Here is an 18,460-nt window from a genome sequence, read left to right as displayed (position 1 = left end):
CCAACGATCGGCCGGCGGTTTCAACCGGCCGCGATCGACTACCGATCCTCGCTGCGAAGCGCCCCGTACCTTGCGTAGAGAATCCCGGCGACGCCGAGACCGAGGACCGCCCCGCTCGGCGTCCGCCCGCGCTTTCGGAGCCGGGTGTAGAGACTCGACTCGGCGACGTGGCCCTCGTCCTCGATCCCCTCGGTCGCCTCCCGCAGGGCGTCCTGGCTCCGCGCCGCGAGGACGACGCGCGCACCGCGGTCCGCCGCCATCCGCGCGGTCGTCAGCCCGATGCCCGACGAGGCGCCGGTGATCACGATCACCTGCTCCGCGAGTCCCTGTCCGCCGCCTCGAATACCGGTGAGTCGTCGAACGTTCATCGCTATAGTAACAACTGAAACGATTTCCACACCGATCGCACTGTGCGCGGTTCTCGCTTGCTTCGCTCGCTCCTGTCGTGCGATCGGGTGTGCACTGACTGTCAGTGGCTACTATAGTATCGTGACGGGAACGACGGTCTTGCGCTCGGCGCCTGTATGCGCGTGCACCGCTTCCGAGCGGCCGGTACCGTCCCCGAGGCGACCGTCAGCGGTCGGTTGCGGGAACTATAAGTCAACGAAGCGACGGGTACTGGATATGTCAGTCCCCGACGCCGCGACGACGGCCGACGCCGTCGTCGACGAGATCCTCTCCGCAGTGGTCGCCGATCGGACCGTCCTGGAAGACGTCACCGCCGGAGTGCTCGCCCGCGGACACGTCCTCCTCGAGGACGTGCCCGGAACGGGCAAGACGCTGACCGCGCGGTCGTTCGCCACCGCGCTCGGTCTCGCATTTTCCCGGATCCAGTTCACGCCCGACCTCATGCCGGCCGACGTCACCGGCTCGTACGTCTTCGAGGAGGAGACCGGCGAGTTTCGCTTCACTCCCGGTCCGGTGTTCGCGAACGTCGTGCTGGCCGACGAGATCAACCGCGCGCCGCCGAAGACCCAGTCCGCGCTGCTCGAGGCGATGGAGGAGGGACAGGTCACGGTCGACGGCGAGACCCACGAGCTTCCGGATCCGTTCGTCGTCATCGCGACGCAGAACCCCGTCGAACAGGAGGGGACGTTCGAACTCCCGGAGGCCCAGCGAGATCGGTTCATGATCAAAACCTCGCTCGGCTATCCCGACGCCGACGGCACGCGGGAGCTGATCGACCGTCGGGCCGACCGCGATCGTCCGGAGCCGACCGTCGAACCTGCCGTCGACCGCGAGGCGGTGCTCGACCTCCAGCGGGTGCCCGAGTCCGTCGCCGTCGAGGGGCCGGTGCGAGACTACATCGGCGAGATCTGCCGCAGGACGCGCACGGACGGCCGCGTCGACGTCGGCGTCTCGCCGCGGGGCGTCCAGCGGCTGTTCGAAGTGAGTCGCGCGCGGGCGGTCCTCGACGGCCGCGACTACGTCGTTCCGGACGACGTCAAGCGTATCGCCGGACCCGCGCTCGCCCACCGTCTCGTTCTGGATCCGGAGGCGAGCATCCAGGGGGCGACCCGTCGTGCAGTCGTCGACTCGGTTCTCGACGCCGTCGACGTGCCGGCGATGGAATCTCCCTCACCGTAACAGGAACCGCACCCCGATAACGACCGCGACGACGCCGGCGAGCACGCCCGCCGTGGCCGGCACGGACAGCGTCGGCTCGAGCAGCGTCGCGCCCCAGAGCCCGAACGCGGCGACGACGACGCCGACGACGGCAACGGTAGCGCTCCAGGCGACCCGGACGAGCTGCGGTCGCAGTGTGGCTCCCTCCGGGCCGATCTCGCGTGCGAGACCCCGTCCGTACCGACCGAGATCGTACACGAGGAGGCTCGCCGCGAGCGCGACGAACGGTGTTGTGCCCGTTCGGACGGCCTCGAGTCCGGTCGCGCTGCCGTCCGCGAGCGCACCGACGACGACGGCGCCGGCGGCGAGCGCGCCGGCGATCACGCCGACCGGTTCCGGGAATCCGTCTTTGCCGAAGGTTCCGACGTACCACGCCAGTGCTCCGCCCGCACCGAGCGCCACGACAGCTCCGCCGGACAGCGCCGCGGCGGTATCGGTCGATTCCCCGAGAGCGCCGACGATGAGGGCGAAGGCGAGAACGAGTGAGATCGCGATTCCGCAGACCGCGCCGACGACGATCGAGAGGACGGCGTTCTCCCGGCTCGATCGGGGCCACGAGCGGCGAGCGACGGCGCCGAGCGCGGCGAATCCGAGGCCCGAGACCGTCACGAGCGCGAGCAGTCCGCGAACGAGCGCGCTTTCGACGACGGCCGCAACGAGCCGCTCGAGGGGCGGGAGGATCCAGCCGACGGCTTCCACGGCCGCGAGACCGACGGCGAGGACGATGCCGCCGAGCACGACCGTCCGCACCAGTGCGTCTCTCGTCGCGACCCGCGGCCCGCGGCTGGTCGGCGTCGCGAACGCCGCCGGCGGTACGGCGAGCAGTCCGCCCGCGACCGCGAGCGCAGCGACGACGATCCCGAAGAACAGTCCGGAGAGTCCGTCTCCGGTGAACCAGATCGCTGCGTCGACGGGCGACTGCGACTGGGGCGACGTTTCGAGGCCGACTGCGAACAGCCCGACGGCGACGACGACGGCCGTCGCGGCTCCCGCAGCGATTCCCGCCCGTCGGAGCGCGGCCGACGACGGCGAGCCGACGGCGGTGGCGCCAATGCCGAAGCCGAGCGTCACGCCGACGAACGCCAGCACGGCGGCGCTCGGTCCGGCCGGCTGACCGACGCCGGCGAGCGTCCCCAGGACGACGGTTGGCAGCAGCGCCGACGCGAGCGCCACGCGCCGGAGCGATCCGTCGAACTCGGCGGCCGTCGCTGCGAGGGCCGTTCCCCCGAGTACGGCGGCAGCGACCGTCGGTTCGTGAGCCGAGAGTGCGATCGTGCCGACGACCGCAGCGACGACGACCGCTCGAACCGTCGTCCGTGGCAGCCGAGAGTCAGTGTCGCTCATCGCCCGCCCACCTCCCCGATAGCGTCGTGTAATACGATCCCGAGCCGTCGATCGAGGGGCCAGTCGACGACGCGGGCGCCGAGCGCTCGAGCGCGGGCGAGTCGAGTATCGCGGTCGAGCGACTCGAGTCGCGTCGCGACGTCGTCGGCGTCGGCGACGTCGGGAGCCACGACGCGGACGGCGTAGCCGAGCGTCCGGAGCCGTTCGACCAGTTCGAGCGGCTCGTCGTCCACGAACGAGGAGAACAGGTACACCTGCGCCTCGCCGGGGAGCGTCCGGGGAAGCGTCGCGATCGGATCGCTCGTCAGCGTGCGGGCGCGGACTCCGTCGGCAGATTCCGACTTCCGCACTGCCTGTAACAGATCAGTCGCCCGTCGGCGCGTCTCCGGATCGGTACCCGTCGAGACGGCCCTCAGGAACCGGTTGTGCAGGGTAACGACGCCCGTCGGGTGGCCCGCCCCGTGCAGCGTATCGAGGGTCCGTTCGGCGGCACTGGCCGACAGCTCCGCTGCGGGAAGCTGTGCCGTCGCCGCGCGGTGCTGACTGGATCTGGCGTCGACGACGCAAACGATCCGCGTCGCCCGCTCGGCACGGTACTCGACGGTCGCCAGCTCCCGCGTGCTCGCGTACCGGCGCCAGTCGATCGACCGAACAGGATCGCCCGACGCGTACTCGCGGACGGCGTAGAACTCGGTGCCGCCGCCGCCCTCGTCGGTCGGCACCTCCCCCGCGTAGTCGTTGGTGCCGCCCCCGAGCGGCACCCGTTCGACGGCCGACGAGCAGCGGAGCGCGTCGTCGCCGGTCACGAGTTCGGTCCCGGTCTCTGCAATCGTCCCCGTGAGGTCGCGCATCCGGACGGTCGCGTCCTCGAACGCGTGCTCGCCGCGCCTGAGTTCGACCGCGTACTCGAGGGTCGTCTCCGCGCCCGGATCGAGGGTCACACAGCGTCGAGGCGAACCGGAACTGACCGGGAGCGCGTCGGGCACCCCGTCGACGATCCGCAGGTCGACGAGCGGCTCCGGGCCGACGTTCTCGACCGTCGTTCGAACCGTGACGGTGTCGCCGGGATCGCCGGCGATAGCGTCCGATTCACGGCCCGCAGTCCCGGCCTCGTCGGTCACCGGCGGCTCGAACGCGTCGCCGACGACGAGTTGCCGCCGAACGCGGATCGAGGGTGCCGGCCGAGTACCGAAGACGGCCGCGGCGACGTACCATAGCGGGAGCGTCGCGGCGGCGACGAGCACCCGGCTCCCGGTGGCGAGACCGAGGCCGGCGAGCGCGAGCGCGCCGACGAGCGCCCACTCGCCCCGGTCGAGGCGACGGACGTCGCGGTCGGTCATCGGTCCACCTCGCGGTGCTCGAGGCGCCTTCTTGCGGTCGCTCCGCCGATCTCCTCGATGCGCTCGATGGCATCGAGCGTCCGGCGAACGCGACGATAGTAGGCGGTCCCTGGATCAACCGCGCCGCGGAGTCGCTCGGGAAGGGGGTGTAGCCGGTCCTCGGCGAGGAACGCCGCGGCGACGGGATCGTCCGTCCACTCGCCCGAGCGAACGCGCTCGCGGGCCGTCTCGGCCGCGAGGCCGCGTCTCGTCCGGATGACACGGACCGCGCCCTCTCGGAGCCGCGCGCGAGCGTCCCGTCCCGATTGGGTCTCCCGGCAGCTGTACCGGCCGTTCGCGGCGATCTCGAGCATCCGTTCCGTTTCGCGAGTTACGGGCGCCGCCGCGTGCGTCGCGCCCGTCTCGGGCGGCGCTCCCCGATCAATCGACGGTACGTCGGGTCGAGTGGCGGTCCACAGCCACCAGACGGCGCTCGCCACGACCGCCAGCCCGAGCACCGGGAACAGCACCGCGAGCGGATACAGCGTCGTCGCGAGGAGGGCTCCGATCGCCGGCACGTAGCCGCCGAACAGCACCGCGCCGACCGTCAGGACGGTGCCGAGACCGACGACCGCGGCTGCGGTCCGCTCCGGGTCGAGCGCGGCCAGCCGACCGGTCGCCCCGCGCCACGATTTCGAGCCGCTCATTCTTCGCCCTCCTCGTCGGGTTCGTGAGCGAGCAGTTCGTCGGTCGCCTCCCGCGCGGTTGCGACGCGGTCCGACGACGGCTCGCGGTCGCCGTACTCGAGGTCCCGGACGATCCCCACGAGCCGCCGAACGCTCGCTGCGGGAAATCCGGCGGCGAGCGCGCGACGGGCGGCCTCTCCCGGCGTCCGCGTCTCGCGGTCCTCGAGGTCGAGCCGATCGAGGAAGACGTGCCACGCCGCTCGAACCTCCGCTCGCGGGCCCCGGGGCTCGAGTCGTTCGGGCGCCAGGACGGGGACGTCGACGTCGTCGGTCGCTCGAGCGGCGGTCGTTTCCTCGCTCCCGGCGTCATCGCCCCGGCCGAACGCCGACCGAACGCTGTGCTCCGACGGACCCGTAATCGAGCCGAGCGACGGAAGCGTGCCGAACAGTCGACCGACCGACGGCAGCGAGAGGTCGAACGACGGGAGTCCGACGCCGACCCGCGGGAGCGAGACCGACCGATTCAGTCGCGGTCTCGACGGCCACCGCGCCCCGTCGAGCGAGACGGCGAACGCCCCCGCGATCCCGACGAACAGTCCGGGAAGGCGTTCTCCGCGGCGTCGTTCGTAGGCCGCGGCGAAGCGCAGATACGTTATCGCCGCTCCGAGGAGGAGTCCGGGAACGAGCACGGCGAGCGCCGTCAGTCGGAGGTAGAGGTTCTCGACGGTCGCCGTCGCCGTCTCCGCGCCGACCTCGGCCGTGACGGTCGCCTCGTCGTCGACCGGCAGCCACAGCCGCGCCAGGCCGTCCTCGCCGGTCCGCACCTCCTCGCCCGACTCGAGCGAGACCGTCGCGTTCGGAACGGCGACGCCGTCGGCCGACACTTGAACGGGAGCGGGAGAGCCCGGGAACAGCAGCGAGGTCACGAACTCGACGTCCGGTTCGGCGACGTCGACCGTCCGTTCGCCGGCGACCGGGCCGCGTTCGACCCGCAGCTCCGCCGGCCCGGCCGACTCCGGAAGCGTCACGGTCGCGGTCCCGTCGTCGTCGGTGGTCGCGACGACCTCGCCGTCGAGGAAGATCGTCCCGTTTTCCACCGGCGTCGAACCGACCGCAGCCGCCACCTCGAGGTCGCGGTTCGGGGCAGCGCCGTCGCCCGTCTCGAGGGTCGCGTTCGTCTCGACCGTCACCGTTTTCGACTCGTCGATCTCGGGAACCGTGACGGTCATCTCCTCGGCGTACGGGACCTCGACGTTGGCCCGACCGGAGATCCTCGGCTCTGCGACCGCCTCGCCGTTTACCTCGATCGTCCGCTCTTCGAAATGCGGGGAGTCGTCGATCACCACCCCGACTTCGTTACCGGGCTCGAGTTCGCCGTCGATCTCGATCTCGCGGGAGTCGTCCCCGGTCGACTCGTCGGTGTCGCTCTCGTCGCGTTCGGTCTCGGTCGCCCGCTCGGCCGGATCCGACTCGTCCGCGATCGTCTCCCAGCCGCCGGCCGCCGACTCGCCGTCGGCTCCGCCCGGCGTCTCGAGGCGCGGATCGGCCGCCGGCAGCGCACTCACGACGGTGAGCAGACAGACGACGCAGGCCAGAACGAACAGGAGCCGTCTCGTCTCGGTCACGAGCGTCCCTCCAGTTCGGCGGCGATCTCGGCGAGTCGTCGAACGCGATCGTCGGCGGGCGGGTGGGTCCCGGAGGCGGTTCCGTCGGCGGGAATCGACGGAGTCGTTCCTTCGAGCCACGACGAAACGCGCTCGCGACGGCAGCTCTCGTCGATCGGTCGCCGAATCGAGGGGAGCGACGCGGCCTCGCGTCCGGCGATCGGTTCCGTCGGAACGATACACAGCGCGCGCGTTTTCGCCACCCGGAGGTCCGTCGCCGGCCTCTCGACGGTTTCCGCGAGCGTCACGAGCGCAGTCGCGAGCGCCAGGGGCTTCCCCGTGATCCGGGCGGCCGCGGCGTCGGCCGTGAACTCTCGAGTGTGCGAGAGGGTCCGCGTCGTCCGGTCGGCCACTCGAGGAAAGAGCCACAGCACGGGTGCGACGAGGACGGAGGTCAGGGCGACGAGCGGCAGGAACCAGGTGAGCGCCGCACGCCCCCGTCCCGACAGTTCGGTCGGCCGTCGAACCGCCCGACGGGCGAGCTTCGAGGCGTAGTACGCCCGGTCCGCGATCTCGAGAAACAGCGTCGTGATCGTCATCAGCGTCACGTCGCGGTTGGCGACGTGGGCGACCTCGTGGGCGAGGACGGCCTCGAGTTCGTCGGCGTCGAGCGCGTCGATCAGCCCCGTCGTGACGACGATCGTCGCGTCGGTGAACCGGCCGACGGTGTAACAGCTCGCGGTCTCGTCGTCGACGACGCGGACGTTCGGTTCCGGCACGTCGACGGCCATCGCCAGTCGACGGACCGTCCGCGCCACCGCGCGTTTCTCGTCGCCGGCGGTCCGTCCCGTTCTCGAGAGGACGCGCCGGTAGCCGTAGCAGACCTGCGCGGCGAGGAATCCGGCGACCAGCACCAGAAACGTCGACCGGGTGACGGGGAGCTGCAAGAGGTCGAACCCGACACTCCCGTGGCGGAAGTAGACGATGCTGCCGCCGACGACCGCCGGGAGCAAGACGCCGTAGGCCCACAGCAGCGCGAGGACGAACAGGGCGTTCACCGCGGCGAACACGGCGAGGACGGCACAGATCCGAAGCCGAAGACTCATGGAGGGCGTTAGTTCAAAATCGCCAGCGCACTCCCAAAAGTATTGTGCGTAGTGATAGTCATTCCCGCTGTCGTTCGACGAGGACCGCGGTTCGTTTTTCACGTCGTGGAACGTGTGTTGGTGAGAGAATACTTCCGGGCGGCACTCGTCGTTCGAATCGGTCGGGTTCCATTGACAGTCACAAACGGGATCACCTCCTGTTAGCCAACTACTCCCGACCGTTTTGTCGAGATCGTGAGTGAGACGGCTATCCGTACCCGTGTGACGAAGCCACGGATCTCCTCGCCAGCGTACTCGCCGCGTGAGTGCCGACGAGATCGGTCTGTCGATGCGTGAGCGTCGAGCCGCCGGACGGAGACGCGTGCGAACGAGCCACGCGCCGCTGCGGAGGCCGCCCTGATCCGTCGGGCTTTTGGCCGGCGGGGCCCGAGAGTGAAGCAACGACGATGGCCCGGTATCACATCGAAACGTACGGCTGCACGTCCAATCGCGGGGAGAGTCGCGAGATCGAGCGACGGCTCCGCGATGCGGGCCACTACCGGGTCGACGGCGCCGACGAGGCCGACGTCGCCATCCTCAACACCTGCACCGTCGTCGAGAAGACCGAGCGCAACATGCTCCGGCGGGCCGAGGAACTGGCCGAGGAGACCGCCGACCTGTTCATCACGGGCTGTATGGCCCTCGCGCAGGGCGAGGAGTTCGCCGACGCCGAGGTCGACGGCCAGGTGCTCCACTGGGACGAGGTTCCCGAGGCCGTCACCAACGGCGAGTGTCCGACGACGACCCCCGACGCCGAACCGATCCTCGACGGCGTCGTCGGCATTCTCCCCATCGCACGGGGCTGTATGTCCGACTGCTCGTACTGTATCACCAAACAGGCGACGGGCAAGATCGACTCGCCGTCGATCGAGGAGAACGTGGAGAAGGCCCGCGCGCTGATCCACGCCGGCGCGAAGGAGATCCGCATCACCGGCCAGGACACCGGCGTCTACGGCTGGGACGAGGGCGAGCGCAAGCTTCACCGGCTGCTCGAGCAAATCTGCGAGATCGACGGCGACTTTCGCGTCCGCGTGGGGATGGCCAACCCGAAGGGCGTCCACGGTATCCGCGAAGAACTAGCGGACGTGTTCGCCGCAAACGACGAACTGTACGACTTCCTGCACGCACCCGTCCAGTCCGGGAGCGACGACGTCCTCGGCGACATGCGCCGCCAGCACCAGGTCGAGGAGTATCTCGAGGTAATCGACGCGTTCGACGAGGCGCTCGACTACTGGACGCTCTCGACGGACTTCATCGTCGGCTTCCCGACCGAGACCGACCACGATCACGCGCAGTCGATGGCGCTGCTCCGGGAGACTCGCCCGGAGAAGATCAACGTCACGCGATTCTCGAAGCGGCCGGGCACCGACGCCGCCGAGATGAAGGGTCTCGGCGGGACGATCAAGAAGGAGCGCTCGAAGGAGATGAGCGCGGTCAAACGCGAGATCGTCGGCGACGCGTACGAGTCGATGGTCGGAGAGACGCGTGAAAACGTCCTCGTCGTCGAGCAGGGCACCGCCGACTCCGTGAAGTGCCGCGATTCGGCCTACCGCCAGCTCATCGTCCGGAACGCCAGCGATCACGGCATAGAGCCCGGCGACTTCGTCGATCTCGAGGTGACGGCTCACGAGACGATGTACGCGTTCGGCGAACCGGTGTAGCGCACGTCGTTCGCGCGGCGATCAGAGATCCGCGACGGCCGCCTCGATCTCCTCGCGAGGTAACGGCGAGATCCAGTCGTCGGCGACGAAAGCGTACTGCACCACGCGGTCGGGATCGAGGACGAACGCGGATCGCCAGGGCGTCGAAACGTTCGCCATCTGCGATCGCTCCTCCAGCAGGTCGAGCGATTCGCTCACCTCGCCGTTTACGTCCGCGAAGAATCGGAAATCGGGGCGATCCAGCCATCGGAGAAACTCGTTCTGAGCGTAGGGGCCGTCCCGACTCACGCCGAGTACGGGGACCTCCTCGAGCTCCCCCCAGCCGGCGCGGACGAACCGTTTCCACCAGTTCTGTGCAATCGCGCCGAACGCGAGGCCGGTACAGACGACCACGCCGCCTCGAGCGCCGAGCGCGTCGGAGAGCCGGGCCGATCGAAACGTCTCGCCGTCACACAGCGGTGCCTCGAAGTCGGGCAGGGTTTCGCCCACGGTCGGTGGCATATCCGGGACTCTCGGGCGATCACCAAAAATCTCCGCACGTCGGGGTTGGACGGCCGACGAGTGAGGGGACGCGTAGGCTTTTACTGCGGGAAGATAAACGCCCGTGCATGGTTACGCTGTACCGCCTCGAGGGCTGTCCGTACTGCGAAGTCGTCGTCGATCGTCTCGAAGAACTCGACGTCGAGTACGAGAGTATCTGGGTCGAAGGGCTCCACTCGAAACGCGACGAAGTAAAGCGCGTCTCGGGACAGCGAGGCGTTCCCGTCGTCGTCGACGACGAGTACGGCGTGACGATGCCCGAGTCGGAACGAATCCTCGACTACCTCGAGTCGACGTACGCCTGATTCCCGTCCGTCAGCGAGCGCTCACTCGGCTTCGCCGTCGATCGCGTGCGGGTCGAGTCCGGGGTCGTCGACGGACGGCGCACCGATCGCGAGGATGACCCCCTCCTCGTCGCCGACGTTGCGGTGGCCGTGGCCGACCTCCGGTCGGGCCATCCAGAACGTTCCCGGTTTTGCCTCGACGTACTCCTCCTCGCCGGAGCGGCCGAGTTTCAGCGAGAACTCGCCCTCGAGAACGAAGTACAGCTCCTCCTGTTCGGCGTGGGCGTGGTACTTGATCTCCTCGCCCGGCTCGAAGTACCAGAGCTTGAGCTGGATGTGCTCGGACGGGAGGAAGTCGTCGATGGCCCGAATCTGCAGGTCCGGGGGTACCTCGTCGATCTCCGAGAGATCCGTCAGCGGAACTTCGTCGGTGTGAACCACCTCGTATTCCATGCCAGATTATCGCACGGCGACGAGGACCAAAAGTGACCGGTCGACCGGTCCCGTTTGCTGGTTCTCACGAACGGGGGCGGTTCGGCCCGGTCGCGTCGCGCGGTCGGGAGGCCGGTCACGGATCGAACCCGCTCCCGCCGTCGTCCGCGGCCGACTTCGGAACGACGCCGATTTCGCCCTCGAGAGCCTGCGGGTTCGCCTGTCCGAGATCGATTCCCGCCTCCTCGAGGCGGTCGACGATCTCGCGGGCGTACCCCGAGCGGACGCGACCGTAGGTGATACGATCCGGATCGGCGATCCACAGCGAGGCGACGACTTCGACGGTTTCGCCGAGTTCCGTGACGCGCACGACCGGCTCCGGCCGCTCGAGGACGTCCGGATGCTCGGCCGCCGCGTCCGCGAGGATCCGCACGACGGTATCGAGGTCGTCGTCGTAGTTAACCTGCACCGGCACCGTCAGGCGGAGCCGTTCGTTGAGCACGGCGTTGGTGACCGCGTTCGCGGTCAGTTCGGAGTTCGGAACCGAGATGACCTCGTTGTCGAAGGTTCTGACCCGCGTCGATCGGAACCGGATGTCCTCGATGACGCCCTCCTGTTCGTTCCAGCGGATCCAATCGCCGATGTTGAACGTCGGATCGGTGACGATGAAGGCGCCGCTGACCAAGTTGCCGACCACGTTCTGGGCGGCGAAGCCGAGTGCGACGGTAAAGCCGGCGACGAGGATCGCGGCGCGCTCGAGGATGAAGTCGAGGCCGGCCAGCGAGAGGCCGATCACGACCGCGCCCGCAATCACGCCGAACGAGGCGACGCTCTCGAGTCCCTCCCGGAGGGTGCGTTCGGGACCCCGGTAGTCCAGCAGGAGGCCGAGAAGCGGAAGGGCGACGAACCGTCCGACCGCGTACACCAGCGCGAACGTCAGCAGGAAGGTCGCGACGTTGTCGAGCAGCGAGAGGTACGCGCCGATCAGTTCCTCGAACGAGGTCAGCACGGACACAGCGTCCCGATTCGACCGCGATCCGCACAAGGGTTCGGCCGGCACTCGCGGCGACGGCGCGGTGTCGGACTTCGAGACGCGGCGGTCCGTCAGTCGACGACGACCGCACCGTCCTCGTCGGGCACCGTCGCACCCTCCTGGTCGGCGAACGCCTCGTGGAGGTGCTCGTACGTGTCCTCGAGCGCCTCGACGATCACCGACGTGTCGCTGATGACGGGCATGAAGTTGGTGTCGCCCTGCCAGCGGGGGACGATGTGCGTGTGGAGGTGATCGTCGATCGACCCGCCGGCGCCGTCGCCGAGGTTCAGGCCGGCGTTGAAGCCGTCCGGTTCGAGGCCGACCTCGATCGCGTCGAAGGTTCGCTGTTTCAGCCGGGCGTGATCGAGCAGTTGCTCGTCGGTAAGGTCGCCGTACTTGCCGGTGTGAGCGTGCGGGACAACCATCACGTGGCCGGGATTGTACGGGTAGTTATTCAGCAGGACGAACGCGTGTTCGCTGCGCGCGACGAGCAGGTTCTCCCGATCCGACTCCCGTTCGGGGAGTTCACAGAACGCGCACGAGTCGATCTCCGCGTTCTCCTTGTCGCGTCTGATCCACTCGATCCGCCACGGTGCAAACACCTGGTCCATACCCCTGCCCACTCGAGCGACGCCTAAAGCGTTTCAATCTGCGCGCGTCGACACCAATCGGCCCCCTCGCCGTCCCACTACCGAGAGTGGTTCCCTCCGAAGAGGCGCGTTTTGCCGCGTCTATGAACAGTCTCGGCGGATCTCGACGCCTCCCGACGGATCAGTAATAGGTCCTTGGGATCGAGTGTCTCACTGTTCGGGGTGATGGAGAGGTTTAAGATGTTGCTATGACAAAGAAGTAATAATGGCAACGACGGACGACTCATTCAATGGACTGACCGAACACTGCGACGACTGCAATCTCGAAACGCTGCACGAAGTGTCGGTTCAGATCCGGACCGAGAGCGGCAAGGAGGAGAACGCGCAGTTCTCCCGCGAACCCTACCGCGTGGCCGAATGCCAGCGCTGCGGGAATCGTACCAGCCAGCGAATGAACAACGCGTGAGCGATTCCGATCGGGTTACGCCGTCGTCACTTCGCAGCCGTCTTCGGTGACGATGATCGTGTGCTCCTTCTGACTGACGAGATAGCCGTCGTCCTCCTTGAGCACCGGGTAGCCGTGAACGATGTCGTTTCGTTTGAGTCGGCGCAGCGCCATCTCCGCGCGATCCGTCTCGAGCCAGCGGGTCGCGAACGGGAGGGTGCGAAACTCCTCGGTGATCTGTTCCAGGGCCTCGCGGGCCTGTCGGTTCCGGACCGTTCCCTCGCGCTCGAGCGCGAAGATCTCCTCGCTCGCTCCCTCGGTGACCTTGCCGCCGCCGTCGGTCGCGAACGGTTCGATCGCGACGACGTCGCCGACCTCGAGCGTCGTTCCCTGCGAGACCGCGCGGTTCGGGATGGTCGGACTGGTGTGTTGTTCCCAGTGGCCCAGCCCGTGGCCGGTGAGGTTGACGACCGGGTTGAAGCCGTAGCCGTCGATGACGTCCTCGATCTCCGCGCCGATATCGCCGGTCTCGACGCCCGGCTCGATCATCTCGAGTGCCGCCTCGAGCGCCTGTTCCGGCGCCTCGGCGAGTTCGGGGTTGCCGGAGAGGTCGACGGTGATCGCGGTGTCGGCGAGCCAGCCGTCGACGTGGACCCCGATGTCCAGATTGATCATCTCCTCGCCGAAGGTCGACTCGTCGTCGATCGACGGCGTCGCGTGGGCCGCCTCCTCGTCGATCGAGATATTGACCGGAAACGCCGGTTTCCCGCCGAGTTCCCGGATTCGGTCCTCGGCGTACTCGGCGAGCTCGAAGTGGCTCGCGCCGACCTCGACGCGCTCGACCGTCTCCGCGCGAACCTGCGAGAGAATCTCGCCCGCTTCGCGGTGTTTCTCGTACTTCTCGGACTCCAGATCCACCTCGGACTCAGCCATGCACCGGAGTTAGATCGGTCGACAAAAAGAGGTTCCGTCTCAGGGCGAGTGAGAGACGTGTTCGGTCACGGCGCAGGTGCCGACGCTGCGACCCAGCGACAGACTGGGCAGGTTTCGACGCCCTGTACGTTCGAGAGCCTCGCCTCACAGCGCGGGCAGCGTCGTGAACCGTGGTGCGGTGATTGAAGCATTGTCCGTAGGGAGAGTCACGACGATAATAAAACTGGCCCACGACAATCGTCGAACACCGCCCGCTGATCGTCGAACGCGCCCGACGATCGGACGGTGACCGATCGTTTATCGACGAAACGTGCGGCAAACGGCTGAAACGGTCATCGGGGTTTTGGCGATCGAACGCCTCCGTTCACCCGGCGTGAGAGACGCCACGTTCGAGCGATTCACACGAACGCCGGACGAACGACGCGGACGTGATCCCTCGAGGCCGACGACCGACGAGCGTACCCGGCGGGAGAGCGGTCGGCCTCGAGGCGTTCACGATCGATCCGTCGCTCCCGCGGTCTGCATTCCGTCACTGTTGTACGCCGAGCCGAGCGTCCCGCGTGCGTCGATCGCGATGACGCCGGCCGTCGAGCCGGTGAGTTCGGCGAACTCCTCGATCGCGAGTTCCGTCGCCGCGTCGGCGTCGAGTCCGCGCTCGACGTGCCCGGCAACTCGTCGCGAGAGCGTGACGCGGGCGATGTCCTCGCCGGCGCCGGTCGCGCTCACCGCGGCGGACGGACAGGCGTAGAAGCCGGAGCCCACCTGCGGGACGTCCCCGACGCGGCCGGCGAGTGCGAGCCAGCGCCCGCCCGTCGACGTCGCGGCGGCGAGGCGCTCGCCGTCGAAGGCGACCGCGCCGACGGTGTCGTGATCCAGATCGGCAGCGTCCGCGTCCCGACTCCCTTCCTCGTCGCGACCGTCGGGATCCGTTTGTCCGTACCGCTCGCCGATCCACTCGAGTTCGCTCTGCGGACCGCCGCTCGGCGGCTCGAGGTCGGCCCACTTCTCGCGCGTTCGCCCCGACCAGAGGTCGACGTCCGTTTCGACGCCGTAGGCCTCGGCCAGCGAGACCGCGTGCTCCCCCGAAACGAAGCCGTGTGGCGTCTCCTCCATAACGATTCGAGCGACGCTGACCGCGTGTTCGACATCCGGCATCGAACAGGCCGCACCGACCGCCCGGTCGTCGGTCATGATGCCCGCGTCGGTCCGGATCTGGCCGTCGCTCTGGACCGCGCTGCCGACGCCCGCGTTGAACCGCGGCGAGGACTCGAGGACTGCGATCGCGTCCTCGACCGCGTCGACCGGGTTCGCTTGCTCTGCACCGGTTTCCGCAGCCTCGACGAGCACCGCCTGGCGCGGTTCCGGTTCCTCCGGCGTGCTGCCGGCACCGCCGTGTACGAGTACCTGCATACGCTCTCCTGTTAAGGCGACCACAGTAACGCTTTCGCGACGAGTTGCTGTCGGCGGAAAACCCCTACACTTACGAGCGCAGCCTGAGTATCGGCGACGATGACGCCGTCCGTCCTGGTCGTCGGGTTCTGCGCCACGATGACCGTGATCGCGATCGGCCGCCTGGCCGTCGACGACGAACGGAGTCCGATCGACGTCGGGACGGCACTGGTCGTTCTCGGAATCACGCTCCTGTCGGCGCTGTGGATCGCGCTCGAGGAGGCGTGGCTATCGCTGCCGGGACGAATCCTCCTGTCGATCGCTGGTCTCGCCGCCGTCGGGACCGGCGCGGTCGTAATCAATCGACACTGGGAGACCGCGACCGATGCCGAGAGATCGCCGACACGTCAGGGTGATGATAACGAGGCCGACGGCGGCGGCGATCGCGCGTAACGGCCGTGTCGCGGTTCGTCGCGGTTGAATTCGACGTCTGACGAACTGGTCTGTAACGATCGAAACGGTGTTTTGGCGGTCTGAGTGATTCTACGGGTTGATTTTTACACGATCGGCGGAGAGCGGCCGACTGGTCGAGAACAATGAGACGCAACATCGGCGGAAATGAGAGACCTTTTACCCCCATCGAGGCACCGTATAGACGAGATGAGCTACGACAAGATCGAGGTCCCCGAGGAGGGGGAGAAGATCACGCTGAAAGAGGGCATCGACGGCGAGCTCGAGGTCCCCGACAACCCGATTATTCCGATCATCTACGGTGACGGTGTCGGGAGCGACGTCGGTCCCGCCGCACAGAAGGTTCTCGAGGCCGCCGCCGAGGCGACCGGTCGCGAGATCAACTGGATGCGCGTCTACGCCGGCGAGTCCGCTCGCGAGAAGTACGACGAGAACCTGCCGGACGAGACCGTCGAAGCCATCAAGGAACACCGCGTCGCGATCAAGGGCCCGCTGACGACGCCCGTCGGCGCCGGCTTCCGCTCGCTAAACGTCGGTCTCCGCAAGCTGCTCGATCTCTACGCGAACGTCCGACCGACCTACCACCTCGACGGCGTCCCGTCGCCCGTCAAGGAACCCGAGCAGATGGACATGATCACCTTCCGTGAGAACACGGAAGACGTCTACGCCGGCATCGAGTGGGAAGCCGGCACCGACGAGGTCGAGGAAGTCAAGGAGTTCGTCGAAGGCGAGATGGGCGCCGACAACGTCATCCACGACGGCCCCGTCGGCATCGGCGTCAAACCGATCACGGAGTTCGGAACGAAGCGACTCGTCCGCCGCGCCATCGACTACGCCCTCGAGCACGACCGCGACTCGGTCACGCTCGTCCACAAGGGCAACATCATGAAGTTCACCGAGGGCCAGTTCCGCGACTGGGGCTACGAGGTCGCCGAAGAGGAGTACGGTGACGAGGTCATCACCGAGGACACCCTCTGGGAGGAACAGGACGGCGAGGTCGACGACGACGTCCTCGTCGTCAACGACCGCATCGCGGACAACATGCTCCAGCAGCTTCTCACGCGGACCGACCAGTACGACGTCATCGCGACGATGAACCTGAACGGGGACTACATGTCCGACGCTGCCGGCGCCCAGATCGGCGGTCTCGGCATCGCTCCCGGGTCCAACTTCGGCGACGGCCGCCTGCTCGCCGAGCCCGTCCACGGCTCCGCACCCAAGTACGAGGGCCAGGACAAGGTCAACCCGACCGCGATGATCCTCTCGGGCCGCATGATGCTCGAGTACCTCGGCTGGAACGACGCCGCGGATCTCGTCCGCGACGCCGTCGAGGAGACCATCTCCTCGGGCAAGGTCACTTACGACCTCGAGCGCCAGCTTGACGACGCTGAGAAGCTCGCCACCAGCGAGTACGCCGACGAAGTCGTTCAGAATATCGAAAAACTGTCGTAGACCGTTTTTCGAGCAGTCAGGCGCCGATGGGCGTCTGATGGCACCGAGAAATCTCGCAGGGAGTTTCTCGTCCTCTCGCGGCGACGCCGCGAGAACCGATCTGCCGACCGCTCTCGATTCTTTTGTGCGGTTTTCTCGAAACGAGACCGGCGAATGTCGTAACGCTCTCGACGCGTGCGTCCGTAGCCGCTCGCAAATGGTCGAGGTACGCGTCGCCGAATCCGAGGACGAGCGCGAGGATGCGTTCACCGTTCGCCACGAGGTGTTCGTCGAGGAACAGGGCGTCGACGAGGAACTCGAGTACGACGAGCACGACCCCGACGCCGTTCACTTCGCCGCGTACGACGGCGACGAATCGGTCGGTGCCGCCCGGCTCAGGGAGCTCGAGGACGGGATCGCCAAGGTCGAGCGCGTCGCCGTCCTCGAGTCGCGTCGTGGAGAAGGGATCGGCCGGGACCTGATGGCCGCCGTCGAGAAGCAGGCTCGAGAGCTAGGGCTCGAGGAACTCAAGCTGCACTCACAGAGCCACGCGGCCGGCTTCTATCGCGACCTCGGGTACGAGCAGCGCGGCGGGGAGTTCGAGGAGGCCGGGATTCCCCACGTGAAGATGCGAAAGCGACTGAACGAGTCGGACGGTGCGTCGCGAGAGTGATACCCGTCCGATAGGCGAAGGGGTCCCTCCGCGCCGGACTCGTTCCGCAGATCACAGGTTACGACCGATTCAGATGCTATCTACGGTGGGTGAGGCCGGAGCGATATCGTACCGATCCGCGGTAACCCCATCGACGCCGGCCTCGCGCAGGGCGCGAACGTCGTCGAGCGTCCGCGCCGCCTTCCAGGCGATAACGTCGAGTCCGTGCTCGCGAGCGACGGATACGACATCGGTTTCGATGCAGAGACGGTAGTGGGGGAACACGTGTGTAGCCCCCAGATCGAGCGCTCGCGAGAGGTTCGCGTCGGCTCCCTCTTCGAAAAGGAGCCCGCTCGGCACCTCGAGACAGCTCGACTGGACTTCCGCGAGCGCCTCGGGGAGAAACGACGAGAGGCGGACGTCGGCCCCTGCCGCCATCGCCAACTGCAGCGTATCCGAAGCGATCCCAGTTTCTTTCAGCTCGATCTGAACGGTTACGTCGTTCGGCACGGCTCGCAGCGCCGTCTCGAGGCGGGGAATCGATTCGTCCGACTCGAACACGGTTAGCTCGCGGAGATCCGACCACGGCGTCTCCGCGATCCGTCCGTCAGCGCCGGTCACGCGCTCGAGAGTAGCGTCGTGAAACACTACCAGTTCACCCGACCCGCACCGTCGCACGTCGAGTTCGACTGCAGGCAGTCGACGGGCGGTTTCGCGGATAGCGAGGAGGGTATTCTCCGGGAACTGATCTGCACAGCCACGGTGGCCGATAATCTCCATCTACCGGGCATCCAACAGCGAACGGATATCAATATTGTGTTTCTCACGCCGTATGCGGTCAATTGTTCAGAATATAATCGAAGGCTGAGTATCGT

The 18,460-nt window shown here is 67.6% G+C and carries 19 protein-coding genes and 1 pseudogene; 7 read left to right on the top strand and 13 right to left on the bottom strand.

Annotated elements, in window-relative coordinates; all coding sequences use genetic code 11:
• Window positions 1–158: 158 nt before the first annotated feature.
• Window positions 159–368 (bottom strand): annotated as a pseudogene (locus NED97_RS02465) (SDR family NAD(P)-dependent oxidoreductase); the annotation flags it as partial.
• 256 nt (window positions 369–624) lie between these two features.
• Here NED97_RS02465 and NED97_RS02460 point away from each other — a divergent pair.
• Window positions 625–1,587 (top strand): AAA family ATPase, encoded by a 963-nt coding sequence (locus tag NED97_RS02460; RefSeq protein ID WP_252489145.1) that lies wholly within the window; start codon window positions 625–627, stop codon window positions 1,585–1,587.
• Here NED97_RS02460 and NED97_RS02455 read toward each other — a convergent pair.
• The 5 genes from NED97_RS02455 to NED97_RS02435 are packed head-to-tail and all read right to left on the bottom strand — an operon-like array spanning window position 1,579 to window position 7,685.
• Window positions 1,579–2,970, bottom strand: coding sequence for a hypothetical protein (locus NED97_RS02455; protein ID WP_252489144.1), 1,392 nt, complete (start codon window positions 2,968–2,970; stop codon window positions 1,579–1,581). The two genes, NED97_RS02460 and NED97_RS02455, sit on opposite strands and share 9 nt — an antisense overlap.
• Window positions 2,967–4,310, bottom strand: a complete 1,344-nt coding sequence (locus tag NED97_RS02450; RefSeq protein ID WP_252489143.1) for a DUF58 domain-containing protein — start codon at window positions 4,308–4,310, stop codon at window positions 2,967–2,969. The genes NED97_RS02455 and NED97_RS02450 overlap by 4 nt, the downstream gene beginning before the upstream one ends.
• Complete coding sequence (locus tag NED97_RS02445) at window positions 4,307–4,996, bottom strand: DUF7269 family protein (RefSeq protein WP_252489142.1); 690 nt, start codon at window positions 4,994–4,996, stop codon at window positions 4,307–4,309. The genes NED97_RS02450 and NED97_RS02445 overlap by 4 nt, the downstream gene beginning before the upstream one ends.
• Window positions 4,993–6,600 (bottom strand): DUF4129 domain-containing protein, encoded by a 1,608-nt coding sequence (locus tag NED97_RS02440; RefSeq protein ID WP_252489141.1) that lies wholly within the window; start codon window positions 6,598–6,600, stop codon window positions 4,993–4,995. The genes NED97_RS02445 and NED97_RS02440 overlap by 4 nt, the downstream gene beginning before the upstream one ends.
• Entirely contained in the window at window positions 6,597–7,685 is a 1,089-nt protein-coding gene (locus tag NED97_RS02435; RefSeq protein ID WP_252489140.1) for a M48 family metallopeptidase, read from the bottom strand. Before NED97_RS02435 ends, NED97_RS02440 begins: the two co-directional genes overlap by 4 nt.
• A gap of 446 nt (window positions 7,686–8,131) precedes the next feature.
• On the opposite strand from NED97_RS02435, the gene NED97_RS02430 reads away from it, so the two are divergent.
• The gene (locus NED97_RS02430; protein ID WP_252489139.1) at window positions 8,132–9,385 is read left to right on the top strand and encodes a tRNA (N(6)-L-threonylcarbamoyladenosine(37)-C(2))-methylthiotransferase; all 1,254 of its coding nucleotides are present in this window, start codon (window positions 8,132–8,134) and stop codon (window positions 9,383–9,385) included.
• A 21-nt stretch (window positions 9,386–9,406) separates the two neighbouring features.
• On the opposite strand, the gene NED97_RS02425 is transcribed toward NED97_RS02430, so the two are convergent.
• Window positions 9,407–9,886, bottom strand: a complete 480-nt coding sequence (locus NED97_RS02425; protein WP_252489138.1) for a redoxin domain-containing protein — start codon at window positions 9,884–9,886, stop codon at window positions 9,407–9,409.
• Between the two features lie 107 nt (window positions 9,887–9,993).
• On the opposite strand from NED97_RS02425, the gene NED97_RS02420 reads away from it, so the two are divergent.
• Window positions 9,994–10,230: a glutaredoxin family protein gene (locus NED97_RS02420; RefSeq protein ID WP_252489137.1), complete on the top strand. Its 237-nt coding sequence runs from the start codon at window positions 9,994–9,996 to the stop codon at window positions 10,228–10,230.
• A gap of 21 nt (window positions 10,231–10,251) precedes the next feature.
• On the opposite strand, the gene NED97_RS02415 is transcribed toward NED97_RS02420, so the two are convergent.
• The 3 genes from NED97_RS02415 to NED97_RS02405 form a co-directional block, all read right to left on the bottom strand.
• On the bottom strand, window positions 10,252–10,662 hold the full coding sequence (locus NED97_RS02415) for a cupin domain-containing protein (protein WP_252489136.1): 411 nt from the start codon (window positions 10,660–10,662) through the stop codon (window positions 10,252–10,254).
• A 115-nt stretch (window positions 10,663–10,777) separates the two neighbouring features.
• On the bottom strand, window positions 10,778–11,656 hold the full coding sequence (locus tag NED97_RS02410; RefSeq protein WP_252489135.1) for a mechanosensitive ion channel family protein: 879 nt from the start codon (window positions 11,654–11,656) through the stop codon (window positions 10,778–10,780).
• Window positions 11,657–11,745: 89 nt separating this feature from the next.
• Window positions 11,746–12,285 carry an HIT family protein gene (locus NED97_RS02405; protein WP_252489134.1) on the bottom strand — a complete coding sequence of 180 codons (540 nt, stop codon included), beginning with the start codon at window positions 12,283–12,285 and terminating at the stop codon, window positions 11,746–11,748.
• A gap of 244 nt (window positions 12,286–12,529) precedes the next feature.
• Between NED97_RS02405 and NED97_RS02400 the strand changes: the two genes are divergently transcribed.
• A complete protein-coding gene (locus NED97_RS02400) occupies window positions 12,530–12,730 on the top strand; it encodes a DUF7835 family putative zinc beta-ribbon protein (RefSeq protein WP_252489133.1) in 201 nt (66 codons plus the stop codon).
• A 15-nt stretch (window positions 12,731–12,745) separates the two neighbouring features.
• Here the strand turns inward: NED97_RS02400 and map are convergent, their stop codons facing one another.
• Together map and NED97_RS02390 are read right to left on the bottom strand one after the other, a co-directional pair.
• On the bottom strand, window positions 12,746–13,642 hold the full coding sequence (gene map, locus NED97_RS02395) for a type II methionyl aminopeptidase (RefSeq protein WP_252489132.1): 897 nt from the start codon (window positions 13,640–13,642) through the stop codon (window positions 12,746–12,748).
• Between the two features lie 492 nt (window positions 13,643–14,134).
• Entirely contained in the window at window positions 14,135–15,052 is a 918-nt protein-coding gene (locus tag NED97_RS02390) for an isoaspartyl peptidase/L-asparaginase (protein ID WP_252489131.1), read from the bottom strand.
• A 99-nt stretch (window positions 15,053–15,151) separates the two neighbouring features.
• Between NED97_RS02390 and NED97_RS02385 the strand changes: the two genes are divergently transcribed.
• The 3 genes from NED97_RS02385 (at window position 15,152) to NED97_RS02375 (ending at window position 17,606) form a co-directional block, all read left to right on the top strand.
• The gene (locus NED97_RS02385) at window positions 15,152–15,484 is read left to right on the top strand and encodes a hypothetical protein (RefSeq protein WP_252489130.1); all 333 of its coding nucleotides are present in this window, start codon (window positions 15,152–15,154) and stop codon (window positions 15,482–15,484) included.
• Between the two features lie 207 nt (window positions 15,485–15,691).
• Entirely contained in the window at window positions 15,692–16,954 is a 1,263-nt protein-coding gene (icd, locus tag NED97_RS02380) for an isocitrate dehydrogenase (NADP(+)) (protein ID WP_252489129.1), read from the top strand.
• A gap of 196 nt (window positions 16,955–17,150) precedes the next feature.
• Window positions 17,151–17,606 (top strand): GNAT family N-acetyltransferase, encoded by a 456-nt coding sequence (locus NED97_RS02375; protein WP_252489128.1) that lies wholly within the window; start codon window positions 17,151–17,153, stop codon window positions 17,604–17,606.
• A gap of 69 nt (window positions 17,607–17,675) precedes the next feature.
• On the opposite strand, the gene NED97_RS02370 is transcribed toward NED97_RS02375, so the two are convergent.
• Window positions 17,676–18,365: a glycerophosphodiester phosphodiesterase gene (locus NED97_RS02370; protein WP_252489127.1), complete on the bottom strand. Its 690-nt coding sequence runs from the start codon at window positions 18,363–18,365 to the stop codon at window positions 17,676–17,678.
• Window positions 18,366–18,460: the final 95 nt, after the last annotated feature.

The sequence above is a fragment of the Natronococcus sp. CG52 genome (genome assembly GCF_023913515.1).
In the GTDB taxonomy this organism is placed as follows: domain Archaea; phylum Halobacteriota; class Halobacteria; order Halobacteriales; family Natrialbaceae; genus Natronococcus; species Natronococcus zhouii.
This window is presented reverse-complemented; position numbering and strand designations above follow the sequence as displayed.

What these genes read in the sequence shown, in the direction of transcription:
- NED97_RS02455 (WP_252489144.1), bottom strand. Translation starts at nt 2,970, where the DNA reads ATGAGCGACACTGACTCTCGGCTGCCACGGACGACGGTTCGAGCGGTC.
- NED97_RS02385 (WP_252489130.1), top strand. Translation starts at nt 15,152, where the DNA reads ATGACGCCGTCCGTCCTGGTCGTCGGGTTCTGCGCCACGATGACCGTG.
- NED97_RS02435 (WP_252489140.1), bottom strand. Translation starts at nt 7,685, where the DNA reads ATGAGTCTTCGGCTTCGGATCTGTGCCGTCCTCGCCGTGTTCGCCGCG.
- NED97_RS02460 (WP_252489145.1), top strand. Translation starts at nt 625, where the DNA reads ATGTCAGTCCCCGACGCCGCGACGACGGCCGACGCCGTCGTCGACGAG.
- NED97_RS02415 (WP_252489136.1), bottom strand. Translation starts at nt 10,662, where the DNA reads ATGGAATACGAGGTGGTTCACACCGACGAAGTTCCGCTGACGGATCTC.
- NED97_RS02390 (WP_252489131.1), bottom strand. Translation starts at nt 15,052, where the DNA reads ATGCAGGTACTCGTACACGGCGGTGCCGGCAGCACGCCGGAGGAACCG.
- NED97_RS02400 (WP_252489133.1), top strand. Translation starts at nt 12,530, where the DNA reads ATGGCAACGACGGACGACTCATTCAATGGACTGACCGAACACTGCGAC.
- NED97_RS02430 (WP_252489139.1), top strand. Translation starts at nt 8,132, where the DNA reads ATGGCCCGGTATCACATCGAAACGTACGGCTGCACGTCCAATCGCGGG.
- NED97_RS02450 (WP_252489143.1), bottom strand. Translation starts at nt 4,310, where the DNA reads ATGACCGACCGCGACGTCCGTCGCCTCGACCGGGGCGAGTGGGCGCTC.
- NED97_RS02445 (WP_252489142.1), bottom strand. Translation starts at nt 4,996, where the DNA reads ATGAGCGGCTCGAAATCGTGGCGCGGGGCGACCGGTCGGCTGGCCGCG.
- NED97_RS02370 (WP_252489127.1), bottom strand. Translation starts at nt 18,365, where the DNA reads ATGGAGATTATCGGCCACCGTGGCTGTGCAGATCAGTTCCCGGAGAAT.
- map (WP_252489132.1), bottom strand. Translation starts at nt 13,642, where the DNA reads ATGGCTGAGTCCGAGGTGGATCTGGAGTCCGAGAAGTACGAGAAACAC.
- icd (WP_252489129.1), top strand. Translation starts at nt 15,692, where the DNA reads ATGAGCTACGACAAGATCGAGGTCCCCGAGGAGGGGGAGAAGATCACG.
- NED97_RS02420 (WP_252489137.1), top strand. Translation starts at nt 9,994, where the DNA reads ATGGTTACGCTGTACCGCCTCGAGGGCTGTCCGTACTGCGAAGTCGTC.
- NED97_RS02405 (WP_252489134.1), bottom strand. Translation starts at nt 12,285, where the DNA reads ATGGACCAGGTGTTTGCACCGTGGCGGATCGAGTGGATCAGACGCGAC.
- NED97_RS02375 (WP_252489128.1), top strand. Translation starts at nt 17,151, where the DNA reads ATGGTCGAGGTACGCGTCGCCGAATCCGAGGACGAGCGCGAGGATGCG.
- NED97_RS02425 (WP_252489138.1), bottom strand. Translation starts at nt 9,886, where the DNA reads ATGCCACCGACCGTGGGCGAAACCCTGCCCGACTTCGAGGCACCGCTG.